Annotated in this window: 15 protein-coding genes; 10 read left to right on the top strand and 5 right to left on the bottom strand. The window is 72.1% G+C overall.

Features of this window, described 5'->3' with window-relative positions; all coding sequences use genetic code 11:
* Position 1: 1 nt before the first annotated feature.
* The 5 genes from H291_RS0106680 (at position 2) to H291_RS28980 (ending at position 6,082) form a co-directional block, all read left to right on the top strand.
* Complete coding sequence (locus H291_RS0106680) at positions 2 to 1,168, top strand: carbohydrate ABC transporter permease (protein ID WP_084467789.1); 1,167 nt, start codon at positions 2 to 4, stop codon at positions 1,166 to 1,168.
* Positions 1,165 to 2,091 carry a carbohydrate ABC transporter permease gene (locus H291_RS0106675; protein ID WP_020014204.1) on the top strand — a complete coding sequence of 309 codons (927 nt, stop codon included), beginning with the start codon at positions 1,165 to 1,167 and terminating at the stop codon, positions 2,089 to 2,091. Before H291_RS0106680 ends, H291_RS0106675 begins: the two co-directional genes overlap by 4 nt.
* An 8-nt stretch (positions 2,092 to 2,099) precedes the next feature.
* Positions 2,100 to 4,262 carry a glycogen debranching N-terminal domain-containing protein gene (locus tag H291_RS0106670; RefSeq protein ID WP_157236749.1) on the top strand — a complete coding sequence of 721 codons (2,163 nt, stop codon included), beginning with the start codon at positions 2,100 to 2,102 and terminating at the stop codon, positions 4,260 to 4,262.
* 83 nt (positions 4,263 to 4,345) lie between these two features.
* Positions 4,346 to 5,446, top strand: a complete 1,101-nt coding sequence (locus H291_RS0106665; RefSeq protein ID WP_020014202.1) for a LacI family DNA-binding transcriptional regulator — start codon at positions 4,346 to 4,348, stop codon at positions 5,444 to 5,446.
* 447 nt (positions 5,447 to 5,893) lie between these two features.
* Positions 5,894 to 6,082 (top strand): hypothetical protein, encoded by a 189-nt coding sequence (locus tag H291_RS28980; protein WP_020014201.1) that lies wholly within the window; start codon positions 5,894 to 5,896, stop codon positions 6,080 to 6,082.
* A gap of 392 nt (positions 6,083 to 6,474) precedes the next feature.
* On the opposite strand, the gene H291_RS0106655 is transcribed toward H291_RS28980, so the two are convergent.
* The 4 genes from H291_RS0106655 to H291_RS0106640 all read right to left on the bottom strand — a co-directional run bounded on the left by H291_RS0106655 (position 6,475) and on the right by H291_RS0106640 (position 12,144).
* Positions 6,475 to 9,027: a glycoside hydrolase family 31 protein gene (locus tag H291_RS0106655; RefSeq protein ID WP_020014200.1), complete on the bottom strand. Its 2,553-nt coding sequence runs from the start codon at positions 9,025 to 9,027 to the stop codon at positions 6,475 to 6,477.
* 50 nt (positions 9,028 to 9,077) lie between these two features.
* Positions 9,078 to 9,899 (bottom strand): carbohydrate ABC transporter permease, encoded by an 822-nt coding sequence (locus H291_RS0106650; RefSeq protein WP_020014199.1) that lies wholly within the window; start codon positions 9,897 to 9,899, stop codon positions 9,078 to 9,080.
* Between the two features lie 89 nt (positions 9,900 to 9,988).
* The gene (locus tag H291_RS0106645) at positions 9,989 to 10,879 is read right to left on the bottom strand and encodes a carbohydrate ABC transporter permease (protein ID WP_026365476.1); all 891 of its coding nucleotides are present in this window, start codon (positions 10,877 to 10,879) and stop codon (positions 9,989 to 9,991) included.
* Positions 10,876 to 12,144 carry an ABC transporter substrate-binding protein gene (locus tag H291_RS0106640; protein ID WP_020014197.1) on the bottom strand — a complete coding sequence of 423 codons (1,269 nt, stop codon included), beginning with the start codon at positions 12,142 to 12,144 and terminating at the stop codon, positions 10,876 to 10,878. Before H291_RS0106640 ends, H291_RS0106645 begins: the two co-directional genes overlap by 4 nt.
* A gap of 170 nt (positions 12,145 to 12,314) precedes the next feature.
* Between H291_RS0106640 and H291_RS0106635 the strand changes: the two genes are divergently transcribed.
* Together H291_RS0106635 and H291_RS0106630 are read left to right on the top strand one after the other, a co-directional pair.
* Positions 12,315 to 12,929, top strand: coding sequence for a TMEM175 family protein (locus H291_RS0106635; RefSeq protein ID WP_020014196.1), 615 nt, complete (start codon positions 12,315 to 12,317; stop codon positions 12,927 to 12,929).
* Positions 12,930 to 13,009: 80 nt separating this feature from the next.
* Positions 13,010 to 13,612, top strand: coding sequence for a VOC family protein (locus tag H291_RS0106630; RefSeq protein ID WP_020014195.1), 603 nt, complete (start codon positions 13,010 to 13,012; stop codon positions 13,610 to 13,612).
* 80 nt (positions 13,613 to 13,692) lie between these two features.
* Here H291_RS0106630 and H291_RS0106625 read toward each other — a convergent pair whose 3' ends face one another.
* Positions 13,693 to 14,283, bottom strand: a complete 591-nt coding sequence (locus tag H291_RS0106625) for a uracil-DNA glycosylase family protein (RefSeq protein WP_020014194.1) — start codon at positions 14,281 to 14,283, stop codon at positions 13,693 to 13,695.
* Between the two features lie 130 nt (positions 14,284 to 14,413).
* On the opposite strand from H291_RS0106625, the gene H291_RS0106620 reads away from it, so the two are divergent.
* Genes H291_RS0106620 through H291_RS0106610 form a run of 3 tightly spaced genes read left to right on the top strand, consistent with a single transcriptional unit; the run spans position 14,414 to position 17,114 of the window.
* A complete protein-coding gene (locus H291_RS0106620; protein WP_020014193.1) occupies positions 14,414 to 15,274 on the top strand; it encodes a CPBP family intramembrane glutamic endopeptidase in 861 nt (286 codons plus the stop codon).
* Complete coding sequence (locus tag H291_RS0106615) at positions 15,271 to 16,455, top strand: sensor histidine kinase (protein ID WP_026365474.1); 1,185 nt, start codon at positions 15,271 to 15,273, stop codon at positions 16,453 to 16,455. The genes H291_RS0106620 and H291_RS0106615 overlap by 4 nt, the downstream gene beginning before the upstream one ends.
* Positions 16,452 to 17,114, top strand: coding sequence for a response regulator (locus tag H291_RS0106610; RefSeq protein ID WP_020014191.1), 663 nt, complete (start codon positions 16,452 to 16,454; stop codon positions 17,112 to 17,114). Before H291_RS0106615 ends, H291_RS0106610 begins: the two co-directional genes overlap by 4 nt.
* Positions 17,115 to 17,327: the final 213 nt, after the last annotated feature.

Raw genomic sequence — 17,327 nt, 5'->3', positions numbered from 1 at the left:
CATGTCTCTTCTCGCGACGCCGCGCGACGCCGGTTACCGTTCCGGGCCCGATGGGGCCCGGAACGGTGCCGGACGCGGCATCCGACGCGGCGAGGCCGTGGCCGGGTGGCTGTTCATGCTGCCCGTGCTGGTGATCCTCGGCGTGTTCCTGCTGGTGCCGGTGCTGATGGCCCTGTGGGTCAGCTTCTCGGACTGGTCCGGACGCGGCAGCCCGCTGTCGTCCGGCGTCGGCTTCGTGGGGCTGGACAACTACGCGGCTGTCACCACGGGTGGCGGCCTCGCCGAGCGCGATTTCGGCATCGCTCTGCGCAACAACGCCTGGTACGTGCTGCTGGTGGTGCCGCTGCAGACGGCGCTGGCGCTGTTCCTGGCGGTGCTCGTCAACCGCGCGGTCCTGCGGGGCCGCGGCGTGTTCCGCACGGCGTTCTACTTCCCGTCGGTCACGAGCTCGGTGGCGATCACCGTGCTGTGGCTGTTCCTGTTCTCGACGTCGGGCGTGGTCAACACGGTCCTGGCCCGGGTCGGGATCGCCGGGCCCAACTGGTTCAACGACCCGAGCGGAGTGCTGCACAACCTGCTGGGCGCGCTCGGCCTGCGTACCGGGCCGGACGCCCTGACGCAGCACGGCTTCCTCGGCGTCACGTGGTGGGACTGGCTGGCCGGGCCCTCGGTCGCGATGTCGGCGTTCGTGCTCATGGCGATCTTCACCACCAGCGGCACGTTCATGCTGCTGTTCCTCGCGGGCCTGCAGAACATCGGCCCTGAGGTCGAGGAGGCCGCCATGGTCGACGGCGCAAACGCCTGGCAGCGCTTCTGGCGCATCACGCTCCCCCAGCTCCGGCCCACCCTGTTCACGGTGCTGACCCTGGGCCTGATCGGCTGCTGGCAGGTGTTCGACCAGATCTACACCGGCACGCAGGGCGGGCCCGGCAAGACGACGCTGACCCCCGCCTACCTCAGCTACCAGTCGGCGTTCCTGTCGCAGGACTGGGGCCAGGGCGCGGCGATCGCGTTCATCCTCTTCGTCATCATCGTGCTGCTGACGATCCTGCAGCGCTGGATCCTGCGCGAGCGCCCCGACGTGCCGCGCCGGTCGCGGCGCGGCCGCCCGAATCCCCGCCCGAACCCGAGCGGGAACCCGGACCGGACCACGGAGGCAGACCGATGAGCCTGACCCTGGGCCGCAACGCGGGCCGCACCACGGGCGGCGGCAGGAGCCGCGGCACGAACCGAGGCACGAACGGTGGCCTGCGCCGCCGCCCGCGCAAGGCGCTCGCCTGGCAGATCGGGCTGTACGCGCTGCTGATCGGCCTCGCGCTGGTCTACGTCTACCCGTTCCTGGTACAGCTCGCGACGTCGGTCAAGACCGAGGCGGACGCCGCGGCCGACCCCGTCTCGCTCGTGCCCGACCCGCTGACCTGGTCCGCGTACGCGCGCCTGTTCCTGCGGTCGGACTTCCCCGTGTGGTTCGCCAACTCCGCGATCGTGACAGTGCTGGTCACCGCGGGGCGCGTGTTCTTCGACTCCCTGGCGGGCTACGCGCTGGCCCGGCTGCACTTCCGCGGCCGCGGCGTGATCTTCGCGGCGCTCGTCGCGGTGATGGCGGTGCCCACCGTGGTGCTGCTCATCCCGAAGTTCCTGGTGATCAACCAGCTCGGCATCTACGACTCGTACGCGGGCATGGTGCTGCCGCTGCTCGTGGACGCCGCGGGCGTGTTCATCATGAAGAACTTCTTCGAGTCCATCCCGGCCTCGGTCGAGGAGCAGGCCCGCATCGACGGTGCCGGCACGTTCCGGATCTTCTGGTCCGTGGTGCTGCCCATGGCGCGGCCCGCGCTCGTGACCATCGTGATCCTGTCGTTCCAGGGGTCGTGGAACGAGCTGAGCCACTTCATCGTCGCCGCCCAGTCCCCCGACCTGACGACCCTCACCAAGGGCGTCGCCTCCCTGGCCAGCGGCCAGCTCAGCCAGGGCAGCCAGTACCCCATCAAGCTCGCCGCCGCGGCGATCATGACCATCCCCGTGGCGGTCGTGTTCTTCGTGTTCCAGCGACGCATCATGAACACCAGCGAAGGAGCCGTCAAGGAATGACGACGAGCATGACGACGAGCATGACGACGCCCACCACCCCACCGTTGCAGCCGCTGCTCGGCGACGCCGTCATCGCCCTGCGCGCCCCGACCCAGGTCTGGTCGGGCCGCGACGGCGACCTCGGCGCCGCGCCGATCGACGGCGTCTACCACGGCGACGTGCGGCACGTGCGCGGCCTGACGCTGGAGTGCGCCGAGTCGGCGATCGAGTACATCTCGCTCGCCCCGGACAGCGCCTCGCACGTCGTGTTCGGCGGCCTCCTGCGCGGGGCGGACGACGCCACGCCCGACCCGAAGGTGCGCCTCGTGCGCGACCGCCGCGTAACCGACGGCTCGCTCGCCGAGACGTGGACCGTCGCCTCGCACCTGGCCGAGCCGACGCGCGTGACCCTCCGCCTGCGGCTGCGCCCCGACTTCGCGAGCATGCACGAGGTCAAGGCCGGGCTCGCCGCGCCGGGCGGCGCCCCGGAGATCACGCTCGGCGACGGTTCTGGGCTTGGTGACGGCTCAGCGCCTGGCAGCAGCACCGCGGTCGCGCGCTCCGGCGGCCACTCGTTCACGCTCACGGCCGCCGGCGCGACCGTCACGACCGGCGCGGACGGCGAGATCGTCGCGACCTGGCCGCTGGACGTCCCGGCCCGCGGCCGCGCGGAGGCCGCCTGGTCGCTCGCCCTGCACGACGACGCCATGGTCGTCCGGGGCGCCGCCGGCACCTGGCCGGGGACGGCGGAGGCGCTGCGCGGGGCGGCGGCCGGTGACTCGACCCCTGCCGGCTCGACCCCTGCCGGCTCGACCCCTGGCAGCTCGACCCCTGCCGACCCGGCTCCCGCGGGCGCCGCCCGGATCGCCGTCTCCGAGGGCGCCGACCCCCGACTCGGCCGCTGGCTCGACACCGCGCTGGACGACCTCGACGCCCTGCGCCTGACCCTGCCCGGCCACCCCGACGACGAGTTCTTCGCCGCCGGCGCCCCCTGGTTCTTCACGCTGTTCGGCCGCGACGCCCTCTGGGCCGCCCGGCTCGCGCTCCCGCTCGACGTCCGGATCGCGGCGTCCACGCTGCGCGTCCTGGCGCGGCTGCAGGGCACCGACCACGACGTCGACACCGCTCAGGAGCCCGGCAAGATCCTGCACGAGCTGCGCGCGACGCCGCTCGAGATCCCCGGCGAGGGCGTCGTCCTGCCCCCGCTGTACTACGGCAGCGTCGACTCCACCCCGCTGTGGATCTGCCTGCTCGCCGACGCCTGGCGCGCCGGCATGCCCGACGAGGAGGTCGCCGCCCTGCTACCGGCGCTGCGCGGCGCCCTGACCTGGCTCGTCGAGCACGGGGACAGCGACGGCGACGGGTTCCTCGACTACATCGACCGGTCCGGGCGCGGCCTGGCCAACCAGGGCTGGAAGGACTCCGGCGACTCCATCCAGTGGCGCGACGGGGCACTGGCCGACGGCCCCATCGCGCTCTGCGAGGTCCAGGGCTACGCCTACGAGGCGGCGCTCGCGGGCGCGGACCTGCTGGAGGCGTTCGGCACGGAGGCGTCGCCGTCGGACGCCGCGTCCTCGGATGCCGGGTCCACGGAGGCGCCGTCCGGGGAGACCGCCGCCGTCCTGAACCCGGCCGGGCTGCGCGCCTGGGCCGCCGACCTGCGGGCCCGGTTCGCGGCGTCGTACTGGGTGCAGACGCCGGAGGGCCGGTACCCGGCCGTGGCGCTGGACAAGGACAAGCGTCCGGTCGACACGCTGACCAGCAACATCGGGCACCTGCTGGGCACCGGGATCCTGGAGCCGGACGAGGAGCAGCACGTGGCCGACCTGCTGCTGGGCCCGGCGATGTCGACCGGGTTCGGCATCCGCACCATGTCGACGGGCGCGGCGGGCTACTGGCCGCTGTCGTACCACGGGGGCAGCGTGTGGACGCACGACACCGCCATCGCGGTGCACGGCATGCACCGCGCCGGCCTGGCCGGGCACGCGCGCCGCGCGGTGGACGGGCTGCTCGCGGCGGCCGAGGGCTTCGACTACCGCGTGCCCGAGCTGCACGGGGGCGACCCCGCGACGCGCGCCGGGGTGCCGACCCCGTATCCGGCGGCCTGCCGCCCGCAGGCCTGGTCGGCGGCGGCGGCGATCACATGCCTCGCGGTGACGAGCGCGCCGCGCGCGGACGCCGTCGTCGGCTGAGGCCGATACGAAGGTCCGTCCCGAACGAGCGGTTCGGGGCGGGCCTTTCCCGGCCTTCCGGGGGCCAAAGGTAATCTTCCGACATGAACCGGGTGACCCTGCAGGACGTCGCGGAGCACGCGGGGGTCTCGATGAAGACCGTGTCCAACGTGGTCCGCGGGTACCAGCACGTCAGCCCGGGGATGCGCGAGCGGGTGCAGGCCGCGATCGACGAGCTCGGCTACCGGCCCAACCGCACGGGCCGCAGCCTCGCCACGGGACGGTCGAGCATGCTCGGGCTCGCGTTCCCCGACCTGCGGCGCCCGTACTTCGCCGAGCTCGCGCACGTCTTCGCACGGGTCGCCGAGTCGCGCGGCTACCGGCTCCTGCTCGCGGAGACGGGCGCGACGGCGGACGGCGAACGGTCCGTGCTGCGCGACCGCGAGGCCGGGATCATGGACGCGATGGTGATGCAGCCGCAGGTCCTGGCCGCGCGCGAGCTGGACGGCGAGCGGCACGGCATGCCCATCGTGTTCCTGGGCGAGGACCCGCAGCCCGACGGCGCGGACCAGGTCGCGATCGACAACGTGGCCGCCGCCCGCGACGCCGTCGGACACCTGGTACGCGCCGGACGCCGCCGCATCGGGTTCCTCGGGCACGAGACCGACCGGATCTCCTGGACGTCCACGCTCCGGATCGAGGGCTACCGCCAGGCGCTCGCCGACGCCGGCCTGTCCGCCGACCCGGAGCTGCTCGTCACCCGGCGGCAGGACGGCGACGCGCGCGACGCCGAGGAGGCCCTCCACGCCGCGCTGACCGCCGGGCTCCAGCTGGACGGGCTGCTGTGCCGCGACGACCTCGCGGCGATCGGCGCGCTGCGCGCCCTGCGGCGGCACGGCCTGGACGTGCCGGGCGACGTCGCCGTGATCGGCTGGGACGCGATCGAGCTCGGCGCGAGCACCGCGCCGAGCCTGACGTCGGTCGCCCCGGACACGCGGGCGCTCGCCGAACGTGCCCTGGACCTGCTGCTGGAGCGGCTGGAGGGCTACGCGGGGCCGGGCCGGCACGTCACGGTGGGCCACACGATCGAGTTCCGCGAGAGCGCGCCGGCGGTTGGGGTGGAAGAGGGCGGCGCGGCGCGCGGCGACACGGGGCGCGGGGGCACGGGGCGCGGGGGCACGGGGCGCGGGGGCACGGCGCGCTGAGCTCGGCACTTTGCCCTGGGCCACTCGGCAGTCCGCCCCTGGGATTCGGCAGTTCGCTGCGCTGATCGGCAGTCCGCCCCTGGCGGTCGGCACTTGGCACCTGGTGTTCGGCAGTTGGCATTCAGATCGGCTCAGGCCTGGACCGATCTCAGTGCCAACTGCCGAGCACTCGGGCAACATGCCGACGTCACCGCCCGGTGGCCCACCCCGGTAGTTAGGAGTCCGTCCTTGGGCTCGGCAGTTCGCCTCGGGGCTCGGCAGTCGGCAGTCAGCACCTGGCGGTCGGCAGTTGGCATCGAGATCGGCTCAGGCCTGAGCCGATCTCGATGCCAGCTGCCGAGCACTCAGGCAACATGCCGACGCCGCCACCCCACAGACCGCTCCAGTGCTCGACAGCCGACCGTTGGCGTCCAGCGGCCCGACCCGTGGCTCGGCAATCAGCGCCCGGTGTTCGACAGTCAGCACCTGGCGTTCGGCTGTCAGCACCTGGCGGTCGGCACCTGGCACCTGGCGGTCCGCACCTGGCACCTGGCGGTCCGCACCTGGCACCTGGCGGTCCGCACCTGGCACCTGGCGGTCCGCACCTGGCACCTGGCGGTCCGCACTTGGCACCTGGCGGTCGGCAGTTGGCATTGAGATCGGCTCAAGCCTGGACCGATCTCAGTGCCAGCTGCCGAGCACTCGGGCAACATGCCGACGCCGCCGCCCCGTGGCCCACCCCGGTAGTCGGGAGTCCGCCCTTGGGCTCGGCAGTTCGCCTCGGTGCTCGGCAGTTCGCCTCGGTGCTCGGCAGTTCGCCTCGGTGCTCGGCAGTTCGCCTCGGGGCTCGGCAGTCGGCTCCAGTGCTCGGCAGTTGGCATTGAGATCGGTCCACCCCTGGACCGATCTCAATGCCAAGTGCCGAGCACTCGGGCAGTGTGCCGAGCTCGGTGCGCGACACGAGTGCCCGGCCGCCGAGCCGGGCACTCGAGGTCAGGTCACCGAGGTCACGGCCTCGAGGTCAGGTCACCGAGGTCACGCCCCCGAAGTCACGCCTCCGGCGTCACCGCCGCTAGCTGTTCGACCAGGGCCGCGCGGACCTGGGCCGGCAGGTCGACGGCGGAGAGCTCCGCGATCTTCTCGGCCGCGCTGCGCGCGCTGCTGACGATGTCCCAGGCCGCGAGCTTCTCCGGGTTCGCCGACTGCGCGGACTCCAGGATCACGCGGGCCGCCTCGGTGCGGTCCGTGCCGACGCGCAGCGGTCCGCCGTCGACCCGCACGACGACCTCGGCCGTGGGCGCGGCGGAGGCGGTGACGCTCCACCGCCCGTCGACGCCGTCCACCGGGACGACCGTGCCGTTCACCGTCACCGACCCCTCGGGCCGGGCCGCGAGGAACGTGAGGGTCCACTGCCGCTGCGCGGGCAGCGCCGACGCGTCGCCGCGCGCGGGCTCGATCCGGAACTCACCGCGCTCTCGGTCCCACGTCAGCGAGGTACGCGCGGCCGGGCCGGCAACTGCACCGACACCATTCGCCCCTGCGAAGCCGTCGGTCCCAGCGCTACCCGCGCCGTCCGCTCCCGCGAAGCCGTCGCCAGCACCACCCGCGCCGTCAGCCCCCGCGAAGCCATTCGTCCCAGCACCACCCGCGCCGGCACCCTCCGCGTAGCCACCAACACCCGACCCGACACCACCCTCAAGATCCTCCGCCAGCACGAACTCCCCCGACGCCCCCGGCGCGACCAGCACCTCCAGCGCCTCCGGGTTCCGCGTCGCGTCCAGCTCGTCCCCGCCGTCGAGCGGCAGGATCCCGCCGCCCCGCAGCAGCGCGGGCACCGACCCCAGCGTCCGGTGCATCTCGACCGTGCGTCCGCCCTGGTAGACGGCGTCGGTGAAGATGTCGGTCCACAGCCCCTCGGGCAGCCACACCTTGACGCGGCCCCGCAGCGAGGCGGCGTCACGGGGCGTCGTGACGGGCGCGACCAGCAGCTCGCTGCCGAACGCGTACTGGTTGGGTACCTCGTACGCCTCCTGCCGCCGCGGCTCCAGGTGGTACATCGGCCGCACGAGCGGTACGCCGGCGGCGGCGCGGTGGTTCATCGTGTGCAGGTAGGGCACCATGCGGTGCCGGAACCGCAGCGCGTCGTCCATCGCGGTGCGGTGCTCAGGCGGGAAGACCCACGGCTCCTTGCGGATGAACGGGTTGTTCGCCGAGTGCAGCCGCATGATCGGCGAGAAGACGCCGAACTGCACCCACCGGGTGGCGAGCTCGTCGTCGCGCACGCCGCGGGTGTGCCCGCCGATGTCGTGGCTCCACCAGCCGTAGCCGATGTTGGCGGCGGTCGCGGTGAACTCGGGCTGGAAGTCGAGCGACTCCCAGGAGACCACGGCGTCGCCGGAGAACCCGACGGCGTACCGGTGGCTGCCGGGGCCCGCGTACCGGGAGAACGTCATGCCCGGCTTGCCGTCGCGGGCGGCGTCGAGGTGGTGGAAGTGGTTGAGCACCCACAGCGGGTCCACGCCCGGCATCCCGGACGTACGCCCCTGCTGCCAGTCGATCCACCAGAAGTCGACGCCCTGCTTCTCGAGCGGGTGGTGCAGCTCCGCGAAGTAGGCCTTCAGGAACGCCGGGTCGGTCGGGTCGAACGGGATGGGCTGCTCGGTGTCCGGGTCCACGCCCAGGGCGCGGGCCATCGCCGGGTACGCGTCCTCGAAGGCGCGGACGCCGTCGGCCGGGTGCAGGTTCAGCGTGGTGCGCAGCCCGCGCTCGTGGAGCGCGCCGAGGAACGCGGCGGGGTCCGGGAAGAGCGTGGGCTCCCAGGAGTAGCCCGTCCAGCTGCTGCCGAACCGCTTCGGCACCGAGTCGACCCGGTGCCAGTCCATGTCGATCACCGCGACGGAGAACGGGATGCGCTCCTCGTCGAACCGGTCCATGAGCGCCAGGTACGACTCGTCGCTGTAGGGGTGGTACCGGCTCCACCAGTTGCCGAGCGCCCAGCGCGGCAGCCGCATCGGACGCCCCGAGACCCGGTAGAGGTCGCCGACGGCGTCGGTGTAGTCGCGGCCGAACGCGAACACGTACAGGTCGCTGCGGCCGGGCACGCGCGAGCCCACCCAGCCGTCGTCCTCGAACAGGAACGACGTCGAGTCGTCGACCACGCCGATGCCGTCGCGGGAGACGACGCCGGGTTCGAGGTCGGCCCGGCCGTCGACGTCGTCCAGGGTGCGCGCGGTGCCGCCCAGGTCCCGGGGCTCGTCGCCGTACCGCCAGCGCCCGGAGTCGCTGCCGAGGATCTCGACGACGAGCCCGCTCGCCGAGAACTCACCGCCGTCGTACCGCAGGCGGGCGCGCGCCGTGGTGACCACGACGCCGTCGCCCACCCGCTCGACGCCGAACTCGGCCGGGGGCAGGTCGCGCCGGATCGCGAAGGTCGAGGCGCGGTCCTCGAACCCGCCGTCCGCCGAGCGCTCGATCCGGAAGACGCCGTCGCTCAGCACGGTGATGCGCCAGCCCGCGCCGTGCACCTGCTGCTCGGACCGCGCCCGGGGCGCGGCCTCCGGCAGCGGCCGGACGACGGACAGGCTGTCGACGATCTCTGACATGGAACTCCTCGGTGCTTTTCCGGCTCGGTGCTTGGTACGGCTCGTGCGGCTCAGCTCTTGACGGCGCCCTGCGTCACGCCGCTGATCACCCAGCGCTGCGCGAACAGGTAGGCGATGATGCTCGGCGCCATCGCCATCAGGTACGACGCGAAGGCGACGTTGTAGTTGGTGCCGAACTGGCTCTGGAAGATGTTCTGCACCACGGGCAGGGTCTGCAACGTGGGGTCGGACATGATGAGCGACGGCATCATGAAGTCGTTCCAGGACGCCAGGAACGCGAAGATGCCGACCGTGGCGTTCATCGGCCCGAGCAGCGGCAGGATGATGCGCCAGAAGATCTGCCACGTGCTCGCGCCGTCGATCCGCGCGCTCTCCTCCAGCTCGATCGGGATGGAGCGCAGGTAGGCGGTGTAGAGCAGCACGCTGAACGAGAGCTGGAACATCGCGTGCAGGATGCCGACGCCCAGCGGGTTGTCCAGGCCGGTGAGCGCCGTGAGCTGGATCTGCGGCAGCGCGACGACGGGGAACGGCAGGAACAGGGCCGCGAGCAGGTAGATCATCGACCACCGGAAGAACCGGCGGTCCCAGTTCCGGGCGATGGCGTACGCGGCCAGCGAGCTGAGGAACAGCGTGAGCAGCACGGCGATCGCCGCCACGGCCAGCGAGATGCCGAACGAGACCGGGAACCGCGTCAGCGACCAGGCCTCGGCGAAGCTCGCCGGGTTGAACGGCGCGGGCAGCGAGAACGCGTTCCCGTCCGCGGACTGCGCGCTGGTCTTGAACGCCATCGACAGCGTCACGTACAGCGGCACGAAGACGGTGAGCGTCGCCAGGCCGAGCAGGATCGTGAGCGGCCAGTTCGTCCGGTGCACCCGGCCCGCGTGGGCCGGGCGTGCGGGTCGGGCGGACGGGCGCGGGCCGGCCGCGCGGGGGCCGTCAGCGCGAGAAGTTTCGACGGTGGTCACAGCTGGACCGCCCTTCCACGGGTGGCGACGATCTGGGCGACGGAGATGAGCGCGGTGACGATCAGGAACACCGTGGCGTTGGCCATCTGGTAGGCGTAGTCGCCGCCGGTGAAGCCGCCGAAGATCGTCATGGCGACGCTGCTGGTGGCCGTGCCGGGACCGCCGCCGGTCAGGCCGACGATGACGTCGTACACGCCGAGGTAGCCCTTCACGCCGAGGATGGTGTTGATCAGGATGAAGCCCGCGATGAGCGGCACGGTGATGGACCGGAACTGCCGCCAGGGCGTGGCGCCGTCCAGGGCGCTCGCCTCGTACAGGTCGTTCGGGATCGACGTCAGCCCGGCCGTGTAGACCAGGAGCGCCCCCGGGATGGTCTGCCACGCGGACACGATCACGATGGACAGCCAGGCCAGGTCAGGGTTGCCGAGGATGCTCTCCTCCAGCGGCCCGAACCCGACCGCCGTCGCGATGGCGGGCAGCGAGTTGGAGAACAGGAAGTTGAACACGTACGCCACGACGATCCCGGAGACCACCATCGGGATCACGAACACGGTCCGCAGCGTGGTCGCGAACCGGATGCGCCGGGTCAGCGCCACGGCCAGGGCGAGCGCGATCGTCTGGGCGACGACGACGGTGACCAGCGCGAACCCGAGCGTGAACCCGTACGACTGGAGGATGCGCGGGTCGCTGAACAGGGCGGCGTAGTTGCTCAGGCCCAGGAACGACCAGTCGCCGAAGCCGACGTAGTCGGTGAGGCTGTAGAAGATGCCGATGAGCGCGGGGATGATCACGAACGCCGTGAAGATCAGCAGGGTCGGGATCAGAAACACGTAGTAGAGCGGCTCGACCCGCCGCCTCGTGCGCTGGTACATCGTTGTGTCAGTCATACCGTGGCCTCCCGTCCGGCGAGCCGGCGCCAGTCGGCGTCGAGCTGGCGGAGCATGCCCTGGAAGTTGCCGCTGCGGATCGCGGACTGCAGGTAGTTGCCGAGCGGGATCGACGTCGGCACGAACGTCCCGGCCCCCTGGTAGAAGGCGGCGCGGTCCACGTAGTCCTGGAGCCCGGCGAGCCGCTCGTCCTGCTGCGGCGGGGCGTCCTTGAGCGTCGAGTACGCGAGGTTGTCGGCGTTGTAGGCGTTGAGGATGTCGGGCCGCATGAGGAACTCGACCAGCTCGCGGGCCTCGTCCTGGTGGGTCGACGCCGTGGGGATCCACAGGCCCAGGTCGATGTTGACGCGCGCCTGCCGGTCCTCGGGGTTCTCGGAGACAGGCAGCGCGAAGGTGCCGATCTCCAGGTCCGGGTCGACCAGCGCGATCTGGCTGAGCGCCCACGGACCCTGGAGGTACATGGCGGCCTCGCCCTTGCCGAACGCGAGGTTGCCGTCGGCGTAGGCCCGCACCGCGTGGTCCTTGTTGAAGTACGACGAGATCGTCTTGGCGCGCTCCATCGGCACCGCGAAGTCCTTCTCGAAGGAGACCTCCGAGTCCGGCCCGACGTCGGTGCCCAGCTCCTTGAGGCGAGCGAAGAACTCGCCCGGCGCCACGAGGCTGCCCACCGAGTAGTCGAAGAGCCCCTGCCAGAGCGTCCAGGTGTCGCGGTCGGTCGCGTAGATCGGCGTGATGCCGGCGCTGACGAGCTCGTCGCAGACGTCGACGAACTGCGACCACGTCTCCGGGACGGGCAGCTCGTGCTCCGCGAAGATCCTCTTGTTGTAGATGACGCCGGCCGCGGCGAGCGAGTACGGCAGCACACTGGTGCGGCCGGGGTAGGTCGCGTACTGGTCGGTCAGCTCGCCGATGTCCGTGCGGACCGTCTGCGCCGACGGCAGGTCGGACAGGTCCCCGAGCACGCCGCGCTTGATGTAGCGGGCCAGCTCCAGGTTGTCGTTGAAGCAGCCGACGTCGGCGGGCTCGTTGCGCACGAACTGCGGGGCGATGGCCACGGTGCTGTCGTGCACCACGGTGATGCCCGGGCGCTCCTTCTCGAACCGGCGGAGCAGCTCGTCGAAGTAGGCGATGACCTCCTGCTTCTGCTCGTAGAAGCGCAGGGTGACACCCCCGCCTCCGCCGGACGGCGAGGACGACGGCGCGCAGCCGGCCACGCCCAGCGCGACCAGCGCGGCGGAGCCGGCCAGGAATGACCGCCGGCTCACCGGGGCGGAACGACCAGAACCTGGACTCACGCTGCATCTCCCATGCTCGAACTCCGTTGCTCGCGGCGACCGTCGGAATTTACAGCGCTGTAAACAATCTCGTCAAACGTCCGGCGATCCGCGGGCGCCCCGCGTGGCGGCGCGTGGCAGGATCACGCACGGAGGTCCAGATGAACACCGCACAGCCGCCCGAGCGCACCAGCGAGCGCCTCATCGCGTTCCTGGACGCCGCGATCGCCATCTCGATGACGCTGTTGATCCTGCCGCTCATGGAGAGCGTCTCGGAGGCGGTCGCCGACGAGCGGACCGTGGTCGAGTACGTCCGGGACCACTCCTGGCAGCTGGTCGCGTTCGCGCTGAGCTTCGTGATCATCGCGATGTTCTGGCGCCTGCACCACGGCATCCTGCACGCGGACACCCCCACGGGCCGACGTCGGACGAACCTGCAGCTCGCGTGGCTGTTCACCATCACGCTGATGCCCGTGGTCACGGCGCTGACGGGCGGCCTGGACACCGACCGGCAGGTCGTGGCGTCGTACGTCGGCACGCTCGCGGTGAGCGCCTGGCTGCTGTTCACGATCGCGGTCGTCGAGCGCAGGACCCGGACCGCCGCCGGGCTGCCCGTGGATGCCGCGATCGCGGCGATGCCGCTGTCCCTGGCGCTGCTGTTCACGCTCGCGCTGCTGCTCGGGCTGCTGGTTCCGTCGTACCTCTGGCTGTTCGTCATGGTGCTGGTGACGCCGCTGCGGGCGCTCCTGCTGCGGGCCCGCGTCGTCGGCCGGTAGAACGCCCCGTAGAACACCTCGGGGAAGGCGGTCAGGAATCGAGAAGCGTTGCCCGCAGGCCGCTCCCTAACGTTGTGGGCATGGCAAACATCGACTCCGTCACCCTCGAGGTGGCCGACCCCAGCACCGCACGTTCCTTCTACGACGCCGCCTTCGGCCTGGGCGAGGACCGCCTCCGGCTGACCGCGGGCGAGACGCCGTCCTCCGGCTTCCGCGGGTTCCACATCTCGCTGGTCGCCGACCAGCCGGGCGACGTCCACGCCCTGTTCGACGCCGCCGTCGGCGCCGGGGCCACCGTGCTCAAGCCCATGGCCAAGTCCATGTGGGGCCACGGCGGCGTGGTCCAGGCGCCCGACGGCACGATCTGGAAGGTCGCGACGTCCGCCAAGAAGGACACGCGGCCCGCCGAGCGGCGGTTCGACGAGATCGTCCTCCTGGTCGGCGCCGACGACGTGTCCGCGAGCAAGAAGTTCTACGTGGGCCACGGCCTCACGGTCGGCAAGAGCTTCGGCTCGTACGTCGACTTCAAGATGGGCTCCAGCCCCATCGGCTTCGGCCTGTACAAGCGCGCCGCGCTGGCCAAGGACGCCGGGGTGCCGCCGGAGGGCACGGGCTCGCACCGGCTCACGGTCGGCGGCGACGTCGGCGAGTTCACGGACCCGGACGGGTTCGCGTGGCAGTAGGGGTCCCCGGCAGAACACCTGCACCTGGGGCGAGGTAACGGAGAGGTAGCAATGCTCCCTGTCCGTTACCTCGCTCCCCGTCACACGTCCGCGAGCGCCCCGGCCACGGCCGTCCGCAGCGCCGGCACGACGTCCGCCTCGAACCAGGGGTTCTTGGCCTGCCAGCGAAAGTTCAGCGGCGACGGATGCACCAGCGGCACCGTCTGGGGCAGGTACTCCTGGTACGCGTGCACGGTCTCCGTCAGGCTCTTCTTGGCCCGGCCGCCGAGGTAGTACTTCTGGGCGTAGCTGCCCACGAGGACCGTGAGCCTGCGGCTCGGCAGTTCGGCGAGGATCCGCGGGTGCCACCGCTCCGCGAAATCTTTGCGCGGCGGCAGGTCGCCCGAGGCCCCCTTGCCCGGGTAGTAGAAGTCCATCGGGAGGATCGCGAACAGGTCCGGGTCGTAGAACTGCTCGTCGGTCACGCCGAGCCAGGAGCGCAGCTTGACGCCGCTGGCGTCGTTCCACGGCTTGCGGCTCTCCTGGGCCTTGCGGCCGGGCGCCTGCCCCACCAGGACGATCCGGGCTCCCTCCGACACGGAGTAGAGCGGCTCCCAGCCGAGCTCGGCCGCCCACGCGTTGGACGGGTCGGCGACGATCTCCGCACGGATCAGGTCAAGGGTGCTGGCCACCGGCCCAGTCTGTCCCCCGTGCGAGCTACCCGCGAGTGTCCACCCTGTGGTGACGACTGTTGACCTGGGAATTCATAGCGTTCGGGGTGGCACGCGGCGCCCGGCCGCGGCCTCTTCCCAAGGAGTCATCGTGCGTCTGGTGTGGCAGCTCATCGCGGTTGTGGCGGTCTCGTTCCTCGGCGGCCAAGGCCTCATGGCGGTCCAGGACAACCCCTGGCTGACGTTCGCCGTCGGCCTCGCCACGGCCGTGGTCGGCGTCGTCGTCTACAGGTGGGTGGTGCGGCTGACCGAGCGCCGTCCCGTGGTCGAGGTGGCCCTGAAGGGTGCCGCGCCCGCCCTGACCTGGGGCACGCTGCTCGGGCTCGGGCTGTTCGGCCTGGTCATCGTCAACCTCACCTTTCTCGGCAGCTACACCGTGCACGGCCTGGGCTCCCCCATGGGCGCGCTGGGGCTGCTCGGCTTCATGGCCGCCGCGGCCGTGACCGAGGAGCTCATGTGGCGCGGCGTCGTGTTCCGGATCGTCGAGAGCTGGACCGGCACCTGGGTCTCCCTCACGATCACGGGCCTCCTGTTCGGCCTGGCGCACCTGCTCAACCCGAACGCCACCCTGTGGGGCGCCGTCGCCATCGCGCTGGAGGCCGGCGGCATGCTCACGGCCGCGTACGTCGCCACCCGCAAGCTCTGGGTGCCGATCGGCCTGCACCTCGGCTGGAACGTCGCCGGCAGCGCCGTCTTCAGCACCGAGGTGTCCGGCAACGACACCCCGCAGGGCCTGCTCGACGCCTCGACGTCCGGCCACGTGCTGGTCACCGGCGGGGCCTTCGGCCCTGAGGGCAGCCTCTACTCCGTGGTGTTCTGCGTGATCACCGCCGCGATCTTCCTCGTCGTCGCCCACCGCCGCGGCCGCATCGTGCCGCTGAACCGCGCCGCCCGGGCCGCGCACGCCGCCGCTGCCGCCGCTGCTGACAAGGCCGCTAGGCTCCCCGCGTGACCGACCTGCGTGGGGCCATGGACCGGTGGCGCCGGCTCGACGTCACCGTCCGGGACCTGCCGCTCGCCCTCGGGCTCGCCGGGCTCGCGTTCCTCCCGTTCCTGCGCGACTACGGCACCCAGGTCGGCGAGCTGCCCGCCCGCCCCCTGGACGGGTGGGCGGTCCTCGTCATCGCCCTGCAGTGCCTACCCCTCGCGGTCCGACGGCGGTTTCCGGCGGCCTGCATGCTCCTGGTCGCGGTCGGGTTCGCCGCCGCCCAGGTCACCGGGTACCACTCGTTCGCGGGCAACACGCTGGGCATCGCGCTCGTGAGCACCGGCGCCCACCTGGACCGACGACGCCGCGTGGTCCCCGCCGTCCTGACCGTGGGCTACGTGGCGCTCGCCGTCGCGCTCGACCGGCTGACCGGGGCCGAGCGCGTGGACGAGCTCGTGACGTTCTACCTGGCGATGGCGCTCGCCTGGGGCGTCGGCACCTGGCTGCGCTCGACCCGGGCGGCCGAGGCGGAGCGGCGGCTGCGGGTCGCGCAGGACACGCTGGTGGCGGAGCGCACCCGGATCGCCCGCGAGCTGCACGACGTCGTGACCCACCACGTCACCGCGATGGTCGTGCAGACCGAGGCGGCGAAGTACCTGACCGCGGCGCCCGAGCGCCTGGAGCAGACCCTGGACGCCGTCACCGACACGGGCCGGCATGCCATCGCCGACCTGCGACAGCTGCTCGACCTGCTCGATCCGGGGCACGACGGCGCCGCGCGGACGCCGTCGGCGGGCGAGGTGCGCGACCTGGTGGAGCAGACCCGCCGGGCCGGGCAGCCGGTGGAGCTGGTGGAGGACGGCGAGCCGGCCGGCTCGGCGGACAGCGCCGGGCTGACCGCCTACCGCGTGGTGCAGGAGGCCCTGACCAACGCGCTCAAGCACGCGCACGGCGCCGCGACGACGGTGGACGTGCGGCACACGGAACGGGAGATCGTCGTGGAGATCAGTACTGCGGGTTCGGGCGCGGGCGGGGGCCAGGGTTGCGGGGCCGTCCCCGGCGGGAGCGGCAGAGGCCTGGCCGGGCTCCGCGAACGCGTCGAGACCCTGGGCGGCGAGTTCGGCACGGAGCGGCGGGACGACGGCGGCTTCGTCGTCCGGGCACGGATGCCCCGCGCGTACTCGGCCGTGGCGGACCGGACGTGAGCGCGGCGCCGATCCGGGTGCTCGTGTGCGACGACCAGGCGCTGATCCGCACGGGCTTCGCGACGATCATCGACGCCCAGCCCGACCTGGAGGTGGTGGGCGAGTGCGCGGACGGGCGCGCAGCCGTCGACCTGGCGCGGCGGCTGGAGCCGGACCTCGTGGTGATGGACGTGCGGATGCCGGTGCTCGACGGGATCGAGGCGACCCGCCTGCTGGCGGGCGCGGGCGTCGAGCGGCCGGTCAAGGTGCTGGTGGTGACGACGTTCAACCTGGACGAGTACGTGTACGAGGCGCTGCGCGCCGGGGCCAGCGGGTTCCTGCTCAAGGACGCGCCGGCAGGCCAGCTCCTGCAGGGCATCCGCACCGTGGCGAGCGGCGCGGCGCTGCTGGCACCCGAGGTGACGCGGCAGCTCGTCGGCCGGTACGCGGCGCGCATCCGGCCCGCCGAGGCCCCGGTCGCCGAAACGGCCCTGACGCCGCGTGAGCTGGAGGTGCTGCGGCTCATCGCTGACGGGCAGTCCAACGGCGAGATCGCCGCGACCCTCGTGATCAGCCAGGAGACCGTCAAGACGTACGTGTCGCGCATCCTGGCCAAGCTGGGCCTGCGCGACCGGGTCCAGGCGGTGGTCCACGCCTACCGCACAGGTCTGGTCACCTGATCGAGGCCGACGTCGCCGGCAGCCGCCGACCCGGCCGGCGGCCGGACGCCCCCACGCCGTCGGCGGCCGTAACTGCCGACCCGGCCGGCGACCTCCCCTTTGAGGCCTAAGTTTCTTCGCTTTGGACCGGCGAAAGCGAAGAAACATAGGCTTCGAAGGAGAGCCCAGCCACCAGTTCCAGTCGTCAGCCAGCAGCCAGCAGCCGGCAGCCGT

Source organism: Promicromonospora sukumoe 327MFSha3.1, assembly GCF_000385135.1.
Lineage (GTDB): Bacteria > Actinomycetota > Actinomycetes > Actinomycetales > Cellulomonadaceae > Promicromonospora > Promicromonospora sukumoe_B.
This window is presented reverse-complemented; position numbering and strand designations above follow the sequence as displayed.